The sequence below is a fragment of the Streptomyces sp. VNUA24 genome (assembly GCF_029167005.1).
Lineage (GTDB): Bacteria > Actinomycetota > Actinomycetes > Streptomycetales > Streptomycetaceae > Streptomyces > Streptomyces scabiei.
Genome location: NZ_CP119143.1, coordinates 7,182,348 through 7,202,637, shown reverse-complemented (window position 1 = coordinate 7,202,637; position 20,290 = coordinate 7,182,348). Strand labels below are relative to the sequence as shown.

The window sequence follows — 20,290 nt, the reverse complement described above, 5'->3', positions numbered from 1 at the left end:
GGACACCGACATGACGAGTACGGACACAGCGAGCACGGACACGACGAGCACCCTCGCGGCGGTGCCGACGGGCGGACCCGTCCGCGAGGTCGAGCTGACCATCGGCGGGATGACCTGCGCCTCCTGCGCGGCCCGCGTCGAGAAGAAGCTGAACCGCCTGGACGGGGTGACCGCCTCGGTGAACTACGCGACCGAGAAGGCGAAGGTCAGCTACCCCGCCGGGGTCGAGGTCGCCGAGCTGATCGCCACGGTCGTGAAGACCGGCTACACGGCCGAGGAACCGCCGCCCCCCGCTCCCCCGGCCACCACCGCGCACGCGGCGGCCACCGGGAGCGGCGAGGAGGGCGCCGACCCCGAGCTCGCCGCCCTGCGGCAGCGGCTCACCGTCTCGGTGCTGCTCTCCGTACCCGTGGTCCTCATGTCCATGGTCCCCGCCCTGCAGTTCGACAACTGGCAGTGGCTCTCGCTGACGCTCGCCGCGCCGGTCGTGGTCTGGGGCGGGCTGCCGTTCCACCGGGCCGCGCTCACCAACCTGCGGCACGGCGCGGCCACCATGGACACCCTCGTCTCGGTCGGCACGCTCGCCGCCTTCGGCTGGTCCCTGTGGGCGCTCTTCCTCGGCCACGCGGGCATGCCGGGCATGCGGCACGGGTTCACGTTCACCGTCACGCGCGAGTCGGCCTCGTCGGCGATCTACCTCGAAGTGGCCGCCGGGGTCGTGGCGTTCATCCTGCTCGGCCGCTATCTGGAGGCCCGCGCCAAGCGCCGCGCGGGCGCCGCGTTCAGGGCACTGCTGGAGCTGGGCGCCAAGGACGTCGCGGTGCTCCGCCAGGGGCGCGAGGTACGGATCCCGGTGGCGGACCTGGCCGTCGGCGACCGTTTCGTCGTCCGCCCCGGTGAGAAACTCGCCACCGACGGGACGGTCGTCGAGGGTGCCTCCGCCGTCGACGCGTCCATGCTGACCGGCGAGTCGGTGCCGGTGGACGTGACGGTCGGCGACCCCGTCACGGGCGCGACCGTGAACGCCGGGGGCCGGCTGGTCGTGGAGGCGACACGGGTCGGCGCGGACACCCAGCTGGCACGGATGGCACGTCTCGTGGAGGACGCGCAGAACGGCAAGGCCCAGGCGCAGCGGCTCGCCGACCGGATCTCCGCGGTGTTCGTCCCGGCCGTCGTCCTGATCGCGGTCGCCACCTTCGGTGTCTGGCTCGGCGCCACCGACGACACCACCGCCGCCTTCTCGGCCGCCGTCGCGGTGCTGATCATCGCCTGTCCGTGCGCGCTCGGCCTCGCCACCCCGACCGCCCTGATGGTCGGCACCGGCCGCGGCGCGCAGCTCGGCATCCTCATCAAGGGCCCCGAGGTCCTGGAGTCCACCCGCCGCGTCGACACCGTCGTCCTGGACAAGACCGGCACCGTCACCACCGGCCGGATGACGCTCGGGGAGGCGCACACCGCCGAGGACGTCACCGAGGAGGACGTCCTCCGCCTCGCGGGCGCGGTCGAGCACGCCTCCGAGCATCCCGTGGGCCGGGCGATCGCCGCGGGCGCCGAGGAGCGTCTGGGCCCGCTGCCGCCCGTCGAGGGCTTCGAGAACCTGCCCGGGAAGGGCGTACGCGGGCGCGTGGCGGGCCGTACGGTCCAGGTGGGCCGGATGATCCCCGACAGCCCCCTTCCCGAGCCCCTGAGGGCCGCCAAGGAGGCCGCCGAGGCCGAGGGGCGCACGGCGGTCGTCGTGACCCTCGACGGCGTGACACTCGGTGTCGTCACCGTCGCCGACGCGGTCAAGGAGACCAGCGCCGAGGCCGTACGGCGGCTGCGGGCGCTCGGGCTCACCCCGGTCCTGCTGACCGGGGACAACACCCGGGTGGCCCGGTCCGTGGCCGCCGCGGTCGGCATCTCCCCGGAGCATGTGATCGCCGAGGTGCTGCCCCAGGACAAGGTCGACGTCGTGCGGCGCCTCCAGGGCGAGGGCCGTACGGTCGCGATGGTCGGGGACGGGGTCAACGACGCGGCCGCGCTGGCCGCCGCCGACCTCGGGCTCGCCCTCGGCACGGGGACGGACGCGGCGATCGAGGCGGGGGACCTGACGCTCGTCCGCGGGGACCTGCGGGCGGCCGCAGACGCGATCCGGCTGTCACGGCGCACCCTGTCCACGATCAAGGGCAATCTGGCCTGGGCCTTCGGCTACAACGTGGCGGCGCTGCCGCTGGCCGCCGCGGGACTGCTCAACCCGATGATCGCGGGGGCGACTATGGCCTTTTCGTCCGTTTTCGTGGTAACGAACAGCTTGCGACTCAGGACATTTTCATGACCGCCGGGCAAAAGTCCCTCTAGAGTCCGGAAGCAGCCTCACATAAGCTCTTCACAAGGCTCGCGCATCATCCTTACGCTGGGGTCTCGATCACCGATTCGCGTCGCTTGCGTATCTTCAGGGGATATGGCGAGAGACGCAGATCACAGTGGTGTGAACGTAACCACCGAAGGGGTTCGTGAGTCTAAGTTGGCGATGTCAGAAGCGTCTTGGGGGGCGTGACTGACATCTGGGGATGTCTTGGGGGACGTTCCCGGAATTGCGTTGCCGGGGCACGTGCACCGGGGAGCTTTGAGCGGCCCTCCCGTACGTACGCGTCCCGGCAGACCGCACACCGCCACGCACGCACAACAGCTTCATAGACAGCAGGCCGGCTTCCGCTCGGCCCGCTCAGCGATTCAGGCGCTGGTCCACCAGACGCCCGGCCGGATCCCGTGGGGGGAATCCGCACCGGGACATGGGAAGGCGCCCTGCTCGCCGGCCCGTGGGGGGACCAGCGTTGCAGGGCGCCTTCTCGCTACTTTTTGAGGCTCGGTTCGCCTCCGGGGCGCCTTTTGCCTGTGTCGAGACGGCGAACGTGCTCGGCCCTCCTTCGTCGGGCGCTGCGCGCGATCGCCGTCTCGACACAGGCGCGCCCCTTCGGCTCACTCGCCGTAGGGCGCCCTCTTGTGCAGTAGGACGACATGCGGGGCGTGGCCGCCACAGGTCGGGCCGGCAAAGACAGTGGGCCCGTACGGACGGCTCTCCGTGCGGGCCCCTCTGCTATGGGTACTCGGCTCAGCGGGCCTCGACCGGGACGAAGTCGCGCTCGACCACGCCCGTGTAGATCTGGCGCGGGCGGCCGATGCGGGAGCCGGGCTCCTTGATCATCTCGTGCCACTGGGCGATCCAGCCGGGGAGGCGGCCCAGGGCGAAGAGGACCGTGAACATCTCGGTCGGGAAGCCCATGGCGCGGTAGATCAGACCCGTGTAGAAGTCCACGTTCGGGTAGAGGTTGCGCGAGACGAAGTAGTCGTCGGAGAGCGCGTGCTCCTCCAGCTTCAGCGCGATGTCCAGCAGCTCGTCGGACTTGCCGAGGGCCGAGAGGACGTCGTGCGCGGCGGCCTTGATGATCTTGGCGCGCGGGTCGAAGGACTTGTACACCCGGTGGCCGAAGCCCATCAGGCGGACGCCGTCCTCCTTGTTCTTCACCTTGCGGATGAAGGAGTCGACGTCGCCGCCATTGGCCTGGATGCCCTCCAGCATCTCCAGGACGGACTGGTTGGCGCCGCCGTGCAGCGGGCCCCAGAGCGCGGAGATGCCGGCGGAGATCGAGGCGAACATGTTCGCCTGCGAGGAGCCGACCAGGCGGACCGTGGAGGTCGAACAGTTCTGCTCGTGGTCCGCGTGCAGGATGAGCAGCTTGTCGAGCGCGGAGACGACGACCGGGTCGAGGTCGTACTCCTGGGCCGGGACCGAGAAGGTCATGCGCAGGAAGTTCTCGACGTAACCGAGGTCGTTGCGCGGGTAGACGAACGGGTGACCGATCGACTTCTTGTACGCGTACGCCGCGATGGTCGGCAGCTTGGCGAGCAGGCGGATCGTGGAGAGGTTGCGCTGCCGCTCGTCGAACGGGTTGTGGCTGTCCTGGTAGAACGTCGACAGGGCGCTGACCACGGAGGACAGCATCGCCATCGGGTGGGCGTCGCGCGGGAAGCCGCGGTAGAAGTTCTTGACGTCCTCGTGCAGCAGGGTGTGCTGCGTGATCTCGTTCTGGAACGTGGAGAGCTCGTCGACGGTGGGCAGCTCGCCGTTGATCAGCAGGTACGCCACCTCAAGGAAGGTGGAGCGCTCGGCCAGCTGCTCGATCGGGTAGCCGCGGTAGCGGAGGATGCCCTGCTCACCGTCGAGGTAGGTGATGGCGGATTTATAGGCAGCGGTGTTGCCGTAGCCGCTGTCCAGGGTGACCAGACCGGTCTGGGCCCGGAGCTTCCCGATGTCGAAGCCCGTGTCGCCGACGGTGCTGCCGATCACCGGGTAGGTGTACTCGCCGTCGCCGTACCGCAGTACTACAGAGTTGTCGCTCACGTCATCCCTCACCGACGTAGTGCCTCTTCTTCGAGGTGCCCTGACTGTCTCTACCATCCCCCAATTGGCTCTGGAGAGTGCACTCGGGGTCGACCATCGGGCCCATCGGCGGCACTGAGTGCCGCCAACTTGCCCATCCTGCCCCCTCCGTCCGCCATCCGGAAGGGCTGTGTGACCTTTACGACTCGTTTGATCGATCAAATTTCACTCACGGGTCGCACGATCGGCACGAGAGGTTCTCACGAAGCGGGCCCAGGGCTACAAAACCCGTGGTGCGAGCCGGAAGTCGAGAGCCGTGCACCGACGGCCCGCGGAGACCGTGCGGACCGCCTGGCCGATGGCCTTGCGGGAGCCGACCAGGACCACCAGTTTCTTCGCCCTGGTCACCGCCGTATAGAGCAGGTTGCGCTGGAGCATCATCCAGGCTCCGGTGGTGACCGGGATCACCACGGCCGGGTACTCGCTGCCCTGGGAGCGGTGGATGGTCACCGCGTAGGCGTGCGCCAGCTCGTCCAGTTCGTCGAACTCGTACGCCACCTCCTCGTCCTCGTCGGTGAGGACGGTGAGCCGCTGGTCGACGGGGTCGAGGGCGGTGACGACCCCGACGGTGCCGTTGAAGACGCCGTTCTCGCCCTTGTCGTAGTTGTTGCGGATCTGGGTGACCTTGTCGCCGACGCGGAAGACCCGGCCGCCGAACCGCTTCTCGGGCAGGTCGGGGCGGGCGGGGGTGATGGCCTGCTGGAGCAGTCCGTTGAGGTTGCCGGCGCCCGCGGGGCCCCGGTGCATGGGCGCCAGCACCTGGACGTCCCGGCGCGGGTCGAGCCCGAACTTGGCCGGAATACGACGGGCCGCGACGTCGACCGTGAGCCGGCCGGCCTCCTCCGTCTCGTCCTCGACGAAGAGGAAGAAGTCCTTCATACCGTCGGTGACCGGGTGCTGCCCGGAGTTGATCCGGTGCGCGTTGGTCACCACACCGGACTGCTGGGCCTGACGGAAGACCTTGGTGAGCCGGACCGCCGGGATCGGGCTGCCGTCCGCCAGCAGGTCCCTGAGGACCTCGCCGGCGCCGACGCTCGGGAGCTGGTCGACGTCCCCGACGAAGAGCAGGTGCGCTCCCGGCGCCACCGCCTTCACCAGCTTGTTGGCCAGCAGGAGGTCCAGCATGGACGCCTCGTCGACGACCACGAGGTCGGCGTCCAGGGGGCGGTCCCGGTCGTAGGCCGCGTCGCCGCCGGGCTTCAGCTCCAGCAGGCGGTGGACGGTGGAGGCGTCGGCGCCGGTCAGCTCGGCGAGGCGCTTGGCGGCGCGGCCGGTGGGGGCGGCCAGCACGACCTTCGCCTTCTTGGCGCGGGCCAGCTCCACGATCGAGCGGACGGTGAAGGACTTGCCGCAGCCGGGGCCGCCGGTCAGCACGGCCACCTTCTCGGTCAGCGCGAGTCGTACGGCGGCCTCCTGCTCGGGGGCCAGCTCCGCGCCCGTACGTCCGCGCAGCCAGGCCAGGGCCTTGTCCCAGGCCACGTCGTGGAAGCCGGGCATGCGGTCGTCGTCGGTGCGCAGGAGGCGCAGCAGCTGGGCGGAGAGGGAGAGTTCGGCGCGGTGGAAGGGGACGAGGTAGATGGCGGTGACCGGGTCGCCGCCGTCCTGGCCCGGCACCTTCTCGCGGACGACGCCGGGTTCGCCGGAGTCCTCGTCGGGCAGGGCGAGTTCGGCCAGGCACTCGATGACCAGGCCCGTGTCGACCTGCAGGAGCTTGACCGCGTCGGCGATCAGGCGCTCCTCCGGGAGGTAGCAGTTGCCCTGGTCGGTGGCCTGCGACAGGGCGTACTGCAGGCCCGCCTTCACGCGTTCCGGGCTGTCGTGGGGGATGCCGACGGACTGGGCGATCCGGTCGGCGGTGAGGAAGCCGATGCCCCAGACGTCGGCGGCGAGCCGGTACGGCTGGTTCTTCACCACCCCGATCGAGGCGTCGCCGTACTTCTTGTAGATGCGTACGGCGATCGACGTGGACACCTCGACGGTCTGGAGGAAGAGCATGACCTCCTTGATCGCCTTCTGTTCCTCCCAGGCGTCGGCGATCTTCTTGGTGCGCTTGGGGCCGAGACCGGGGACCTCGATGAGGCGCTTGGGCTCCTCCTCGATGATCTGGAGGGTGTCCAGGCCGAAGTGCCGGGTGATGCGGTCGGCGAAGACGGGCCCGATGCCCTTGACGAGGCCCGAGCCGAGGTAGCGGCGGATGCCTTGCACCGTGGCGGGGAGGACGGTGGTGTAGTTCTCCACCGTGAACTGCTTGCCGTACTGCGGGTGCGAGCCCCAGCGGCCCTCCATGCGCAGGGACTCCCCCACCTGGGCCCCGAGCAGCGCGCCGACGACGGTGAGCAGGTCACCGCCGCCCCGCCCGGTGTCCACGCGCGCGACGGTGTAGCCGTTGTCCTCGTTGGCGTAGGTGATGCGTTCGAGTACGCCTTCGAGTACGGCAAGACGCCGCTCCGTGGGCTCGGTGTTCCCCGCCTGCTTGGACATGATCCGACGGTACCGGGAGGGTCTGACGGGCGGGGTGGGAGGAGCGGGGGCGAGGCTTCGGCGGCACCTGGCCGGGACCGTCGGCGCCTACTCCAGCGCCTCCACGTACCTCGCCACGACATCCGTTCCGGAGACCTGGCCGCTCTCGATCTGCGAGACCCTGCCCTTGGTCACGCCCATACGCTCGGCGACCTGGGCCTGGGTGATCCCGCGTTCCTGGCGCATGTCGGCCAGGCGCCGGGCACGGGCCTCGGCGAGCATCCGGTGGGCGCCTTCGAGGAACGCGTCCCGGCCGCCGGCCAGCTCCTCCGCCCGCTCACGATGTCCGCTCGCCGACCATGTGACGTGTCCGCTCACTTCCCCGACTCCTTCTTCGATCAGCGACGTACTCGGCGTACCGGCGTGCAGGGTGCGGCATTCAGCTCTCGGTGCGCCCCTTGAGGGCTTCGAGGAAGGAGGTGAAGGCGGGGGTCGTGAAGGTGAGCGTGGCTCGGGAGGGAGTTTTGGAGTCGCGGACGGCTGTGTGGGTGGGGGTGGGGGATATCTCGACGCAAGCGTTGCCGTCGTCCGGGCCCGAGTAGGACGACTTCCGCCAGTTGCACATGGGCGCCTCACAGCTCTTTCGCCAGCCGGTCGATGAAGTCGCGCGACTGTTCGGGGTTGAGCGACACGGCTTCCACCTTACGGAAACGCCTTCGGAAGGCGTTGAGCTGCGCTTCGGAGTCGATGAACGCCGAGCCGGTGGGCACGTCTCGCACCACCGTGTCCAGTCTGGGCACCGAACCGCACGCGTACGTCATCGTGCTGGCGGCACTGGCGAAGCCGTCCAGGTCAAAGGGGACGACACGCACCGTGATGTGGTCCGCGCCGGAGTGATCCAGAAGCCTGGCGAGTTGAGCTCGGGAGGCGGCGCGATCACCGACCCTGATACGCAGGGCCGCCTCGTGGATCACCAATTCGTACGGGATCACACGCCGCTGGCGCGCCATCCGGTGGCGGACACGCAACTCAAGCTCGGTAGTCGTGAGTTCGGGGACTCTGGATGAGAAGACCGCCCGGGCGTAGTCCTCCGTCTGGAGCATGCCCGGGACATACAGGATCGCCACTTCCCGCAAGGACTCGGCGTGGTGTTCCAACTCGGCGAGATCCAGGAACGGCGTGGGCAGCAGCCCCCGGTACTCCTCCCACCAACCACGCGACCTGTCCGCGGCCATGGTCACCAGGGCGTCGATGAACCGCGTGTCGGTGCAGGCGTAATGCGACGCAAGTCGGCGCAGCCGCTCCTCGCTCACCCCGATGAGTCCCAGCTCGATGTGGCTGATCTGCACCCTGTTCGCCCCAAGGAGCGCCGCCGACTGGACGGTTGTCAGGCCGGCGGCTTCACGGAGCCTGCGCAGTTCGGTGCCCAGACGTACCTGCCTGGCGGTCGGTTCGCTCCGCTGGACCATGTGCAGTCCTCCTCTTTCGGGGCCGGATCCCGCGACCGGCTTGATTCGGGTTACACGTTACCCATACTGTCGGTCACGCGACGAACACGCTACGGAAGCGCACCGTCCCGCCGTGCACCGGCGGTGCACGGCAATGCCACCATGCGCGAAATCCCCCCTCACCCAACGGAGTTGATGCCCCATGCCCGAAACCTGGGACTACACCCTCCAGATCCCCAACGACCCCAGAGCCGTCCCCGTCTGCCGTCGTACGCTGCGGCTGATCCTCACCGTGCACGGGCTCATCGGGCTCGTGGACGTCGCCGAGCTGCTCGCGACCGAGCTGATCTCCAACGCCGTACGGCACACGAAGGGGCCCGCCGCGCTGCGGGTGCGGCGGTCCGCGGAGGGCGTGGTGTGGATCGGGGCCTGGGACGCCGATCCCGAACCGCCCCCGCCTCCCGGGCCGTTGGACGGGGTGGGTGAGCGGGAGGACGGGCGGGGGCTCGGGCTCGTCGTGGCCTGCACGCCGTACTGGGGGTGGACGCCGTCGGCCAGGTTCGGCGAGCGGGGGAAGTATGTGTGGTGCGAGCTGGCGGCGGCGTAGAGCCGGGGGCGGCCCGGGGCCGGCTAGCGCGCCACCCGGTAGCGCAGAAAGACGAAGCGTGAGCCGAACGTGCGGGTCTCCACGAGGTCGAGATCCACCCGGCGCTCGTCCCGGGAGAAGAACGGGATGCCGCCGCCGACCAGGACCGGGTAGACCATGGCCTGGTACTCGTCGATCAGGTCCGCCTCGGCCGCCTGGGCGGCCAGCGTCGCGCCGCCGATCGCGATCTCGCCCTCTCCCGGCTCGGCCCGCAGGCGTTCGATCTCCTCCGCCAGGCCGCCGGAGGCCAGGCGGGCGGTTCCCCGCACCTCCGAGAGCGTGGTCGAGAACACCACCTTGGGGAGCGGGTTCCAGAGCGACGTCCACTCGCGCTCCGCGTCGTCGAGCGCCCCCTCCTGCTCGGCCGTCTCCCAGTACAGCATCGTCTCGTACAGTCGCCGCCCCAGCAGGTGGACGTCGACCCCGCGGATCTGGTCGATCCAGAAGCGGAAGACCTCCGGGTCGGGGGCCGACCAGTCGAAGCCGCCGTCCGGCCCGACGATGTAACCGTCGAGCGAGACGTTCATCGAATAGGTCACTCTGCGCATCGGGAGTCCTCCTCGGTGACGGGGTTCGTCACTATGACCGCCGGACGCGGCCGGACTCATCGCGGCTCGCGGGATTCTCCCGGCCGGTCAGCCTCACGAGCCCCGGCCGGTCACCTCACGAGCCTCGGGCCGGTCACCTCACACGCCTCGGTCACGATTGGATTTCAGCCACCGCCGGCCTCTTGTTCCCCGCCGTGTAATCGATTCCAATCCTCCGTACACGTCGATGTAATCGATTCCACGAGGAGGTGGAACGGCGATGGCGAGCATCAAGGACGTCGCGGCCGAGGCGCGGGTGTCCGTCGCCACGGTGTCGCGGGTCCTGAACGACCATCCGTCGGTCAGTGAGGACGCGCGGGCGCGGGTGATGGCCGCCGTCGCGGCACTGGGGTACCGGCCCAACGCCGTCGCCCGGTCCCTGCGCACCGACCAGACCCACACCCTCGGGCTCGTCATCAGCGACGTGATGAACCCGTACTTCACGGAGCTGGCGCGGTCCGTCGAGGAGGAGGCGCGGGCGCTCGGGTACAGCGTGATCATCGGGAACGCCGACGAACGCCCCGAGCTGCAGGATCACCATGTACGGACCCTGCTGGACCGGCGGATCGACGGGCTGCTCGTGTCGCCGACCGACGGGGGCTCGCCGCTGATGCTGGACGCCGTGCGGGCGGGGACGCCGATGGTGTTCGTCGACCGGTGGATCCCGGGGGTGGACGTGCCGGTGGTCCGCTCCGACGGGCGGGCGGCCGTACGGGACCTCGTCGCGCATCTGCACGGGCTCGGGCACCGGCGGCTCGCGATCATCGCCGGTCCGGCCGCGACCACCACCGGCCGGGAGCGTGTGGAGGCGTTCCGGGAGGCCCTCGCCGAGCACGGGCTGCCGCTGCCGGACGCCTACACGGGGCAGGGCGACTTCCAGGCCGAGAGCGGACGGCGGGTGACCGAGGGGTTCCTCGACCTGCCGGAGCCGCCCGAGGTCGTCTTCGCCACCGACAACCTGATGGCGCTGGGCGCGCTGGACGCCGTACGCGCGCGTGGACTGCGGGTTCCGCAGGACATCGGGCTGGCCGCCTTCGACGACATCCCGTGGTTCGTGCACACCGACCCGCCGATCACGGCGGTCGCCCAGCCCACGGCCGAGCTGGGACGGGCCGCCGTACGGGCGCTGGTCGACCGCATCGAGGGGCGGCCCCCGCAGTCCGTCACCCTGCCCGCCCGTCTCATCGTACGCCTCTCGTGCGGCGAACCCCCTCCCCCCGAGAAGTCCCCCGCAACGAACAGGAGCACGTCGTGAGCGACCCGGACGAGTTGCTGCGCATCGAAGGCATCCGGAAAACCTTCCCCGGAGTGGTCGCGCTGGACGGCGTCGACTTCGATCTGCGCCGGGGCGAGGTGCACGTCCTGCTCGGGGAGAACGGCGCGGGCAAGAGCACGCTGATCAAGATGCTCTCCGGCGCCTACACCCCCGACGCCGGACGGATCCTGGCCGGCGGCCAGGAGGTGCGCATCCATGGCGCGCAGGACTCCGAGCGCCTCGGGATCGCCACCATCTACCAGGAGTTCAACCTCGTACCGGATCTGACGGTCGCCGAGAACATCTTCCTCGGGCGGCAGCCGCGCCGCTTCGGGATGATCGACCGCAAACGGATGGAGGCGGACGCCGCCGCGCTGCTGGAGCGGGTCGGGGTCAAGGTGTCGCCGCGCGCGCGGGTGCGTGAACTCGGCATCGCGCGGCTGCAGATGGTCGAGATCGCGAAGGCGCTGAGTCTCGACGCGCGCGTACTGATCATGGACGAGCCGACCGCCGTGCTGACGACCGAGGAGGTCGACAGGCTCTTCGCGATCGTGCGCCGGCTGCGCGAGGACGGGGTCGGCATCGTCTTCATCACCCATCACCTGGAGGAGATCGCCGCTCTGGGGGATCGCGTGACGGTCGTCCGGGACGGGAAGAGTGTCGGGCAGGTGCCCGCCACCACCCCGCAGGACGAGCTCGTACGGCTCATGGTCGGGCGGTCCATCGAGCAGCAGTACCCGCGGGAGCGGGGCGAGTCGGGCGAGGCGCTGCTCGTCGTCGAGGGGCTCACCCGGGACGGCGTCTTCCACGACGTGAGCTTCGAGGTGCGGGCCGGTGAGGTCGTCGGCATCGCGGGGCTCGTGGGCGCCGGGCGTACGGAGGTCGTGCGGGCCGTGTTCGGCGCCGACGCCTACGACGAGGGTGCCGTGCGGGTCGGTGGTTCCGCCGTTCCCCGGGACGACGTGGGCGCCGCCCTGGCCGCCGGGATCGGGCTCGTCCCCGAGGACCGCAAGGGCCAGGGGCTGCTGCTGGACGCGTCCGTGGAGGAGAACCTCGGTCTGGTGACCCTGCGGGGCGCGACCCGGGGCGGTTTCGTCGACCTCAAGGGGCAGCGGGCGAACGCGGCCCGGGTCGCCGAGCGGCTCGGGGTGCGGATGGCCGGGCTGCACCAGCACGTGCGCACGCTCTCCGGCGGCAACCAGCAGAAGGTCGTCATCGGCAAGTGGCTGCTCGCGGACACCAGGGTGCTGATCCTCGACGAGCCGACGCGCGGCATCGACGTCGGCGCGAAGGTCGAGATCTACGAACTGGTCAACGAGCTGACGGCCGCCGGTGCCGCCGTGCTGATGATCTCCAGTGACCTGCCCGAGGTGCTCGGTATGAGCGACCGGGTGCTGGTCATGGCCCAGGGGCGGATCGCGGGCGAACTCGCCGCCGCCGAGGCCACCCAGGACGCCGTGATGGCGCTCGCCGTCTCGAACCCGAACATCTCTGCGACTGAAACGGAGGCCCCCGATGGCCGCTGACACGCTCAAGAGCACGCCGGGCGCGAGGGGCGCCTCGGGACCGTCGGGGCTGCGACAGCTCCTGCTCGACAACGGCGCGCTGACCGCGCTCATCGTCCTCGTCGTCGCCATGTCGGTGCTCTCCGGCGACTTCCTGACGGCCGACAACCTGCTCAACATCGGTGTCCAGGCCGCCGTCACCGCGATCCTCGCGTTCGGTGTGACCTTCGTGATCGTCTCGGCGGGCATCGACCTGTCGGTCGGCTCGGTGGCGGCGCTGTCGGCCACCGTCCTGGCGTGGAGCGCCACGTCGGAGGGCGTACCGGTCCCGATAGCGGTGCTCCTCGCCGTCGTCACCGGCATCGCGTGCGGTCTCGTCAACGGCTTCCTGATCTCGTACGGGAAGCTGCCGCCGTTCATCGCGACGCTCGCCATGCTGTCGGTGGGACGCGGTCTGTCGCTGGTGATCTCGCAGGGCAGCCCGATCGCGTTCCCCGAGTCGGTGTCGCACCTCGGGGACAACCTGGGCGGCTGGCTGCCGGTGCCGGTCCTGGTGATGCTGGTGCTGGGCGGGGTGACGGCCGTGATCCTGGGCCGTACGTACATCGGGCGTGCCATGTACGCGATCGGCGGCAACGAGGAGGCGGCCCGCCTCTCCGGGCTGCGGGTGAAGCGGCAGAAGCTCGTCATCTACGCCCTGTCGGGGCTGTTCGCGGCCGCCGCGGGCATCGTGCTCGCCTCCCGGCTCTCCTCCGCACAGCCGCAGGCCGCGCAGGGCTACGAGCTGGACGCGATCGCGGCGGTCGTCATCGGCGGCGCCTCGCTGGCCGGTGGCACGGGCAAGGCGTCGGGGACGCTGATCGGCGCGCTGATCCTGGCGGTGCTCAGGAACGGCCTCAACCTGCTGTCCGTGTCCGCTTTCTGGCAGCAGGTCGTCATCGGTGTCGTCATCGCGCTGGCGGTGCTGCTCGACACCGTGCGCCGGAAGGCGGGGGCGACCCCGGTGGCGGCCGGTGCCGGTGGCGCCGGGGACCGGAAGAAGCAGGCGCTGACCTATGTGCTGGCCGCGGTGGTCGCGGCGGCCGTCGTGGGCGCGACCTCCTTCCTGCACGGCGGGTCGTCGGCGGCCAAGAGCGAGAAGATCGGGCTGTCGCTGTCGACGCTCAACAACCCCTTCTTCGTGCAGATCCGGGCGGGCGCCCAGGACGAGGCGAAGAAGCTGGGCGTGGACCTGTCCGTCACCGACGCGCAGAACGACGCCTCCCAGCAGGCCAACCAGCTGCAGAACTTCACCAGTGAGGGCCTGGGCACGATCATCGTGAACCCGGTGGACTCCGACGCGGTGACCCCGGCGGCGAAGGCCGTCAACAAGGCGGACATCCCGCTGGTGGCCGTCGACCGCGCGGTGAACGGCGCGAACACGGCCGCGCTCGTCGCCTCCGACAACGTCAGCGGCGGGAAGCTGGCCGCGAAGGCGCTCGCGGAGAAGCTGGGCGGCAAGGGCGAGATCGTCATCCTCCAGGGCCAGGCGGGCACCTCCGCCAGCCGGGAGCGCGGCGCCGGCTTCGCCGAGGGCCTGAAGGACTACCCGGGCATCAAGGTCCTCGCGAAGCAGCCCGCCGACTGGGACCGCACCAAGGGCCTCGACGTGATGACGAACATGCTGCAGGCCAACTCCGGCGTGGACGGCGTCTTCGCGGAGAACGACGAGATGGCGCTCGGCGCGATCAAGGCCCTCGGCTCCAAGGCCGGGAAGTCCGTGCAGGTCATCGGCTTCGACGGCACGGCCGACGGGCTGAAGGCCGTCAAGGCGGGCACGCTGTACGCGTCGGTCGCGCAGCAGCCCGCCGAACTCGGCAGGATCGCCGTGCGCAACGCGGTGAAGGCCGCCGAGGGCGAGAAGGTCGCGGAGTCGGTGATGGTGCCGGTGAAGGTGGTCACGTCGGAGAACGTGGCCGGGTTCGGCGGCTGACACGATGCGGTGGCCGGACGGGGAGCACACGCGCCCCGTCCGGCCGCCCCAGTCCACCTGCACAGGGAGATGGATCATGTACGACTACGACCTCCTGGTCGTGGGATCGGCCAACGCCGACCTGGTGATCGGCGTCGAGCGGCGGCCGGGGGCCGGGGAGACCGTGCTCGGTTCCGACCTGGCCGTGCATCCGGGCGGCAAGGGCGCCAACCAGGCCGTCGCGGCGGCCCGGCTCGGGGCGCGTACGGCGCTGCTGGCGCGGGTCGGCGACGACGGCCACGGGCGGCTGCTGCTCGACTCGCAGCGCGCGGCCGGGGTCGACACGGCGGGGGTACTGGTCGGCGGGGCCCCGACCGGAGTCGCACTGATCACGGTGGACCCGTCGGGCGACAACAGCATCGTGGTGTCGCCGGGCGCCAACGGAAGGCTGACCCCCGAGGACGTACGGGCGGCGGACGCGCTGCTGCGGGCCTCGCGGGTGGTCTCGGCGCAGCTGGAGATCCCGCTGGAGACGGTGGTGGAGGTCGTACGGCGGCTGCCGGAGGGCACGCGGTTCGTGCTGAACCCGTCGCCGCCGCGGGAGTTGCCGGCCGAGGTGCTGGCCGCCTGTGATCCGCTGATCGTCAACGAGCACGAGGCGCGGGTCATCGTCGGGGGCGAGCCGGCGGGTTCGCCCGCACCGGAGGACTGGGCGCGGGCGCTGCTGGCGCTCGGGCCGCGGTCGGTGGTGGTGACGCTGGGCGCGGAGGGGGCGCTCGTGGCCGGCGCCGAGGGGAGCGTGCGGGTGGCGGCCGTGGCGGTGGACGCCGTGGACACCACGGGGGCCGGGGACGCGTTCACGGCGGCGCTGGCGTGGCGGCTGGGGGCGGGCTCGGAGCCGGCCGAGGCCGCGGCGTACGCGGCCCGGGTGGGGGCCGTCGCCGTCACCCGGGCCGGGGCGCAGGTGTCGTTCCCGACCGCGGAGGAGGTCGCGGCGCTGTGAAGCGGGCCGGGATACTGAACCGTCAGCTGGCGGGCGCGGTCGCCGAGTTGGGGCACGGGCACGGGGTGCTGGTGTGCGACGCGGGGATGCCGGTGCCGGACGGGCCGAGGCTGGTCGACCTGGCGTTCCGCGCCGGCGTGCCGTCCTTCGCGGAGGTGCTGGACGGGCTGCTCGACGAACTCGTGGTGGAGGGCGCGACCGCCGCGCGCGAGGTCCGGGGCGCCAACCCGGAGGCGACGGCGCTGCTGGAGGACCGCTTCCCGGACCTGGAACTGGTCTCGCACGAGACGTTGAAGGAGCTGTCGGCCGGTGCGCGGCTGATCGTGCGGACCGGGGAGGCGCGGCCGTACGCGAACGTGCTGCTGCGGTGCGGGGTGTTCTTCTGAGGGGGCGCTTCCTCGGCGGCTGCTGCTGGGCGGGTCGTTTCCGCGAGAGGCACGCGCGAACGTTTCGAGGGGCCCGGTCCAGTGGACCGGGCCCCTCGGCTTTCCCCTCCCCGTCAGGACTTCCGCGATCCCCCCGGATCCCCCGTCGGAACGTCCTGATGCCACTTACGACACTCGGAGTGCCGGGAGGGTTGCACCGGGTGCGGAAAATTCTTTGGTATGCCAACGCGGGTGGGTGGTACGGCCGTTGAGGTGGCCGCACGGCCGACGGGACGGCGGCACAAGACTGTTCGAATTATGTCCCGATGATGTCACTTCACCGGCATGTGCGTTGCGGGTGCAACGGGTTGTGGGAGAGCATGTTCGGGACGTAGGTGAACCGACACACGGGGGTGGACACGACGTGAAGTTCGACATGGGGTCGACGACCCTGGCGGACCTCGGCAAGAGCACGCTCGGATCGAGCGACGACCTCGGAACCCTGATCCAGCTGCTGATCAGCGCGGCGGAACCGCTGGAGGGCAAGTTCAACGGCGCGGGCAAGCTGGCGTTCGACTCGTTCAAGAGCCGGGCGGACGAGATCACCGCCGATCTGAACGGCTCGCTCGCCGCGATCCTGGGCGGTCAGTCGGGCATGGACAACGCGTTCGGCACCGGTGACGTGGAGTCCCAGGACAACGCCAACCAGAACATGGGCCTGGCCAACTTCGACGCGGCCCGCTTCGGCGCCCGATAAGCAGCGACGAGCAGCGACGAGCAGGAAACTAGGGGGAAGTACTCATGGCTCAGAACCAGGACCGCCGTTCGTACGACACCGGCGCCTCCGGCGAGGTGCAGACCGCGCTCGGCACGATCGTGGGACAGCTGGAGCGGGTCCTCGGCGACCGTGACGCCGCCGTCAAGGCCGCGATGACCGAGTTCCAGGCCGACGGCGTCTCGGACGACTACCACGGCAAGGAAGAGCGCTGGAAGAAGGCCGCGGGCGAGGTCCGCGAGATCATCCGCCTGGTGCGCACCACGCTCGAACAGAACGACGGCACCGCCCAGTCCACCCTGGCGAAGGCCCGCGCGGCGGTCGACCAGATCGGCTGACGGGCCGGCTCCGAGAGACGAAGCGAACGGGGTTCCGTAGCCGTGGCAGCGCAGGATTACGACAGCCAGTTGCTGGAGTCGGTGTCGGTGCGGCGCCGACGGCTGCGGGACGCCCTGCTGTTCGGGGCGCAGCGGCAGCGGCGCTCGGTGGACGAACGGATCGGGAGGGTCTTCGCCGGGATCGTCATCGCGGCGGTGCTGTGCGCGGGGTGTGTGGGGTGGTCCTTCGTGTCGAACCGCATCATCGGCAAGAGCCCGTACGGGGGTTCGGTGCAGCCGTCCGGCACCCCTTCCCCTTCGGTCTCCACAGCGGTCTCCACGGCCCCGACCAGCACTTCTACCCGGTGATAGGTTCGATCAAGTGATGTCTACGGGGACGTTGGGGCAGGCCGCCGGCGGGGCGCGGAGCGCGCTCAGCCGGGTCACGCTGGTCGGTGAGCGACGGCGGGTGGACCTGGTGCTGCCCTCGCGCGAGCAGGTCGGACTGCTACTGCCGGAGATCATGCGGCTGCTGGACGACCGGGTCGGCGGCCGGCCCGAGTTGCGGCATCTGGTCACCGCGGACGGTTCCGCGCTGGCCCACGACAGCACGCTGGAGTCGGCCGGGGTTCCGGACGGGGCCGTCCTGCGCCTCGTCCGGGCCGAGGACGCGCCGTCGGCGCCCGTCGTGCACGACGTCACGGACGAGGCGGCCGACGATCTCGACGCCCGCGGCGGGCGCTGGCGGCCGGCCACGCGCCGGGTGACCGCCGGGTTCGCCACGGTCGGCTGGGCCGTGGCCGCCGGGGTGTTCGCACGGAGCGCGTACGAGCCCGGGGTGGTCGCCGCCACGCTGCTCGGCGTCGCGCTGGTGGCCGCGCTCGCGGGCGCGCTGCTGGGGCGGGCCGGGAAGCGGGGCCTGGCGACGACCCTGATCGCGACGGCGGGCGCGCTGGGGCTGCTCGGCGCGTGGACGTCGGCGGAGGCGCAGGACTGGTCCGGGGCGGTGCGGCTCGCGGCCCTGGCCACGGCCGGGGTCGGCACGCTCGCCCTGCTCGGGCTGTTCACCCCGCTCGGGCGGGGTGGGCTGGTCGGCGCGGGGGCGCTGGGCGGGATCTCGGTCTGCTGGCTGGGGGTCGCCGCGGCGGTGTCGGGAACGGGGTCGCCGTCGGCGGCGGAGCAGGCCGAGGCGGGGGCCGTTCTCGCGGTGGTCTGTGTGGTCGTGCTCGGGCTGCTGCCCCGGCTGGCGCTGATGGCCTCGGGCCTCTCCGGCCTGGACGACCGGCGCTCCGGCGGCACCTCCGTGAGCCGCTTCCAGGTGTCGGCGGCGCTCACCGCCACCCACCGGGGGCTGGCGCTGGCGACGGTCACGACGGCGGTCTCCGCGACCGCGGCCGGGGTGTTCGCGCTGCGCGCGCCCACCATGTGGACGGTGCTGCTCGCCGTGGTGACCATGGTCGTCCTCGCGCTGCGCGCGCGGGCGTTCCCGCTGGTCGCCGAGGTCGTGGTGCTGCTCGGCGCGGCGGCCGTGTTCGCGGTGCGCCTGGTCTCGGCGTGGCTCGACCATTCCGGCGGGGCGGCCGGTCCGCTCGCCGTCCTCGTCGTGCTGGCCGCCCTTCCGCTGCTGGTGCTCGCCGTGCAGCCCGCCGAGCATGTACGCGTACGGCTCAGGCGGTTCGGCGACACCCTCGAATCCATCGGCGTCATCACTCTGTTCCCGCTGCTCATCGGAGTGTTCGGCGTGTACGGACGACTGCTCGACACGTTCGCTTAGGGGCTGGGGGCCGGACATGGCGCAGGCAGGGGACTGGCAGCGGGATGTGCTGCGCGAGCTGGGCGGACAGGAACCGGCCCCCGGGGGCGACGACACCGCCCCCGCCCGACGGGGCGAACCGACACTGAGGTTGGTGCGATCGGTGCCGCCCGAGTCCGCGGACGGGCCCGGGGAGGCGGCCGGGCCGGGAGCACCGGATGCGTCCGGCGGCACGGTGGCGCCGGGGGCGGCCGGGGAGCCGGGGCTCGCCGGAAGCGGGAGTTCCGCGCGGCGGGCACCGGAGTACGGCCCGGCAGCCGGGGAGGCGCCGACGCCAGACGCAGAACGGCCGCGACCGACGGCGCGGCCCGCGCGGCCGCCTGTACAGCAGGGGCGGACGATGCCGCCCGCACAGCCAGCGGGACGGCCGTCCGAGCAGGGCGCGCCGGGCGCGCGGCCACCGGGACAGCCGGGGCACGGCACGTGGGCCTCCGAGCAGAGCACGCCCGGCGCACAGCAACCCGTACAACCCGAGCCCGTCACACAACAGCCCGGACAGCACGCACCCACCGCGCAGCCACCGGCACCGCCCGGCCACGGCACCTGGCCGTCCGAGCAGAGCGCGCCCGGCGCACAGCAACCCGTGCAGCCCGAGCCCGCCGCGCAGCAGCACGGGCAGCACGCGCTCCCCGCGCTGCCGCAGCACCATGCCCAGCCGCCCGTACAGGCAACCCCCCTCGGGCAGGCGCCCGTCGAGCGACCGGTGGCTCAGGCATCCCCCGCCGCTCAGCCCCCGGAGGGGCCCGTGCCGGGGGACGGAGGTTCGTCCGGGGTGCCGGTGGGGCGGGGGGCGCGGGCGCCGCAGACGCCTTTGCGGGTGCCCGACTCCGTGCCCACCATCGATCCCCGGCTCGCCCACGCGCTCGGGCGGCCGCAGCACGGGGACTCCGTGGTGCGGCGTACCGGGCGGTCGATCCGTAGGCTCGCCTCCTCCGCCGCGCAGGACGTGGCCGAGGAGACGCGGATCGCTCGGGAGCTGCAGCAGCCGGTGACGACGGGGCGGGTGATCGCCGTGACGTCGATCCGGGGCGGAGTCGGAAAGTCGACGACGGCCGCGCTGCTGGGGCGGACGTTCAACCACTACCGGCACGACCCGGTGCTCACCATGGAGGCGGACGCCGCCCTCGGCACGCTGCCGGTGCGGATGGGCGCCGACTCGGTGCGCTGGGCCGCGGCCGACCTGGCGCGCATCGTCAACCCGGCGATGCAGCTCACCGATGTCACCGGGTACCTGGTGCCGGTGTCCGACGGCGGCTGGCTGCTGCCCGGCAGCCAGGGCCGGGTCGGGGCCCCGCTGGACATCCGCACGTACCGCACGGTGACCCTCGCCCTGCGCCGCTACTTCGCGGTGACCGTGGTGGACTGCGAGACCCTGCCGGGCGAGGTGGCCCGTACGGCGATGGACACGGCCCACGCGCGCGTGGTCGTCGCGCCGATGACCGCCGAGGGCGTCAACGGCACCCGCCAGGTCCTGGACTGGCTCGGCCGGCTGCCGCACGCGGCGCTCGGCTCCACCGTCGTCGCACTGACCGCCACCTCCCCGGACGTCACCCTCGACCGGGACACGGCCGTCGCCCACCTCAAGGAGTCCGGCGTCCACGTCGTCCCCGTCCCCTACGACCGTCATCTCGCCCAGGGCGGCCCCATCCGGACCGCGCTGCTGGGCCGGGAGACCCGGGCGGCGGCGATCACGCTGGCGGCGGAGGCGATGACACGGGCGGTGCGGATGCGATGAGCGACCACCG

18 protein-coding genes are annotated in these 20,290 nt (G+C 71.5%); 12 read left to right on the top strand and 6 right to left on the bottom strand.

Annotated features, from left to right (window positions below):
- The first annotated feature begins 10 nt into the window (after nt 1-10).
- The gene (locus PYR72_RS30850) at nt 11-2,314 is read left to right on the top strand and encodes a heavy metal translocating P-type ATPase (protein ID WP_275458314.1); all 2,304 of its coding nucleotides are present in this window, start codon (nt 11-13) and stop codon (nt 2,312-2,314) included.
- Between the two features lie 777 nt (nt 2,315-3,091).
- Here the strand turns inward: PYR72_RS30850 and PYR72_RS30845 are convergent.
- The 5 genes from PYR72_RS30845 to PYR72_RS30825 all read right to left on the bottom strand — a co-directional run bounded on the left by PYR72_RS30845 (nt 3,092) and on the right by PYR72_RS30825 (nt 8,349).
- Nucleotides 3,092-4,381, bottom strand: coding sequence for a citrate synthase (locus PYR72_RS30845; RefSeq protein WP_275458313.1), 1,290 nt, complete (start codon nt 4,379-4,381; stop codon nt 3,092-3,094).
- 258 nt (nt 4,382-4,639) lie between these two features.
- Entirely contained in the window at nt 4,640-6,901 is a 2,262-nt protein-coding gene (locus PYR72_RS30840; protein WP_275458312.1) for an ATP-dependent RecD-like DNA helicase, read from the bottom strand.
- Nucleotides 6,902-6,988: 87 nt separating this feature from the next.
- Nucleotides 6,989-7,258: a helix-turn-helix transcriptional regulator gene (locus PYR72_RS30835; RefSeq protein ID WP_275458311.1), complete on the bottom strand. Its 270-nt coding sequence runs from the start codon at nt 7,256-7,258 to the stop codon at nt 6,989-6,991.
- 61 nt (nt 7,259-7,319) lie between these two features.
- Nucleotides 7,320-7,505 carry a DUF397 domain-containing protein gene (locus tag PYR72_RS30830; protein ID WP_275458310.1) on the bottom strand — a complete coding sequence of 62 codons (186 nt, stop codon included), beginning with the start codon at nt 7,503-7,505 and terminating at the stop codon, nt 7,320-7,322.
- Nucleotides 7,506-7,512: 7 nt separating this feature from the next.
- A complete protein-coding gene (locus tag PYR72_RS30825) occupies nt 7,513-8,349 on the bottom strand; it encodes a helix-turn-helix transcriptional regulator (RefSeq protein WP_275458309.1) in 837 nt (278 codons plus the stop codon).
- A 181-nt stretch (nt 8,350-8,530) separates the two neighbouring features.
- Between PYR72_RS30825 and PYR72_RS30820 the strand changes: the two genes are divergently transcribed.
- The gene (locus tag PYR72_RS30820) at nt 8,531-8,935 is read left to right on the top strand and encodes an ATP-binding protein (RefSeq protein ID WP_275458308.1); all 405 of its coding nucleotides are present in this window, start codon (nt 8,531-8,533) and stop codon (nt 8,933-8,935) included.
- 23 nt (nt 8,936-8,958) lie between these two features.
- On the opposite strand, the gene PYR72_RS30815 is transcribed toward PYR72_RS30820, so the two are convergent.
- Nucleotides 8,959-9,522, bottom strand: coding sequence for a dihydrofolate reductase family protein (locus PYR72_RS30815; RefSeq protein WP_275458307.1), 564 nt, complete (start codon nt 9,520-9,522; stop codon nt 8,959-8,961).
- 259 nt (nt 9,523-9,781) lie between these two features.
- On the opposite strand from PYR72_RS30815, the gene PYR72_RS30810 reads away from it, so the two are divergent.
- The 10 genes from PYR72_RS30810 to PYR72_RS30765 all read left to right on the top strand — a co-directional run bounded on the left by PYR72_RS30810 (nt 9,782) and on the right by PYR72_RS30765 (nt 20,280).
- A complete protein-coding gene (locus PYR72_RS30810; RefSeq protein WP_275458306.1) occupies nt 9,782-10,816 on the top strand; it encodes a LacI family DNA-binding transcriptional regulator in 1,035 nt (344 codons plus the stop codon).
- Nucleotides 10,813-12,342 (top strand): sugar ABC transporter ATP-binding protein, encoded by a 1,530-nt coding sequence (locus PYR72_RS30805; RefSeq protein WP_275458305.1) that lies wholly within the window; start codon nt 10,813-10,815, stop codon nt 12,340-12,342. Before PYR72_RS30810 ends, PYR72_RS30805 begins: the two co-directional genes overlap by 4 nt.
- A complete protein-coding gene (locus tag PYR72_RS30800; protein ID WP_275458304.1) occupies nt 12,332-14,293 on the top strand; it encodes a substrate-binding domain-containing protein in 1,962 nt (653 codons plus the stop codon). The genes PYR72_RS30805 and PYR72_RS30800 overlap by 11 nt, the downstream gene beginning before the upstream one ends.
- Before the next feature lie 76 nt (nt 14,294-14,369).
- Nucleotides 14,370-15,275 carry a ribokinase gene (locus PYR72_RS30795; protein ID WP_275458303.1) on the top strand — a complete coding sequence of 302 codons (906 nt, stop codon included), beginning with the start codon at nt 14,370-14,372 and terminating at the stop codon, nt 15,273-15,275.
- Nucleotides 15,272-15,661: a D-ribose pyranase gene (rbsD, locus tag PYR72_RS30790; RefSeq protein ID WP_275458302.1), complete on the top strand. Its 390-nt coding sequence runs from the start codon at nt 15,272-15,274 to the stop codon at nt 15,659-15,661. The genes PYR72_RS30795 and rbsD overlap by 4 nt, the downstream gene beginning before the upstream one ends.
- A gap of 403 nt (nt 15,662-16,064) precedes the next feature.
- A complete protein-coding gene (locus PYR72_RS30785) occupies nt 16,065-16,397 on the top strand; it encodes a hypothetical protein (protein ID WP_275458301.1) in 333 nt (110 codons plus the stop codon).
- Between the two features lie 44 nt (nt 16,398-16,441).
- Nucleotides 16,442-16,753 carry a pore-forming ESAT-6 family protein gene (locus PYR72_RS30780; protein WP_005486398.1) on the top strand — a complete coding sequence of 104 codons (312 nt, stop codon included), beginning with the start codon at nt 16,442-16,444 and terminating at the stop codon, nt 16,751-16,753.
- Between the two features lie 42 nt (nt 16,754-16,795).
- Nucleotides 16,796-17,101 carry a hypothetical protein gene (locus tag PYR72_RS30775; protein WP_275458300.1) on the top strand — a complete coding sequence of 102 codons (306 nt, stop codon included), beginning with the start codon at nt 16,796-16,798 and terminating at the stop codon, nt 17,099-17,101.
- A 16-nt stretch (nt 17,102-17,117) separates the two neighbouring features.
- Entirely contained in the window at nt 17,118-18,506 is a 1,389-nt protein-coding gene (gene eccD, locus PYR72_RS30770) for a type VII secretion integral membrane protein EccD (RefSeq protein WP_275458299.1), read from the top strand.
- A gap of 868 nt (nt 18,507-19,374) precedes the next feature.
- Complete coding sequence (locus tag PYR72_RS30765; protein WP_275458298.1) at nt 19,375-20,280, top strand: type VII secretion protein; 906 nt, start codon at nt 19,375-19,377, stop codon at nt 20,278-20,280.
- Nucleotides 20,281-20,290 lie beyond the last annotated feature (10 nt).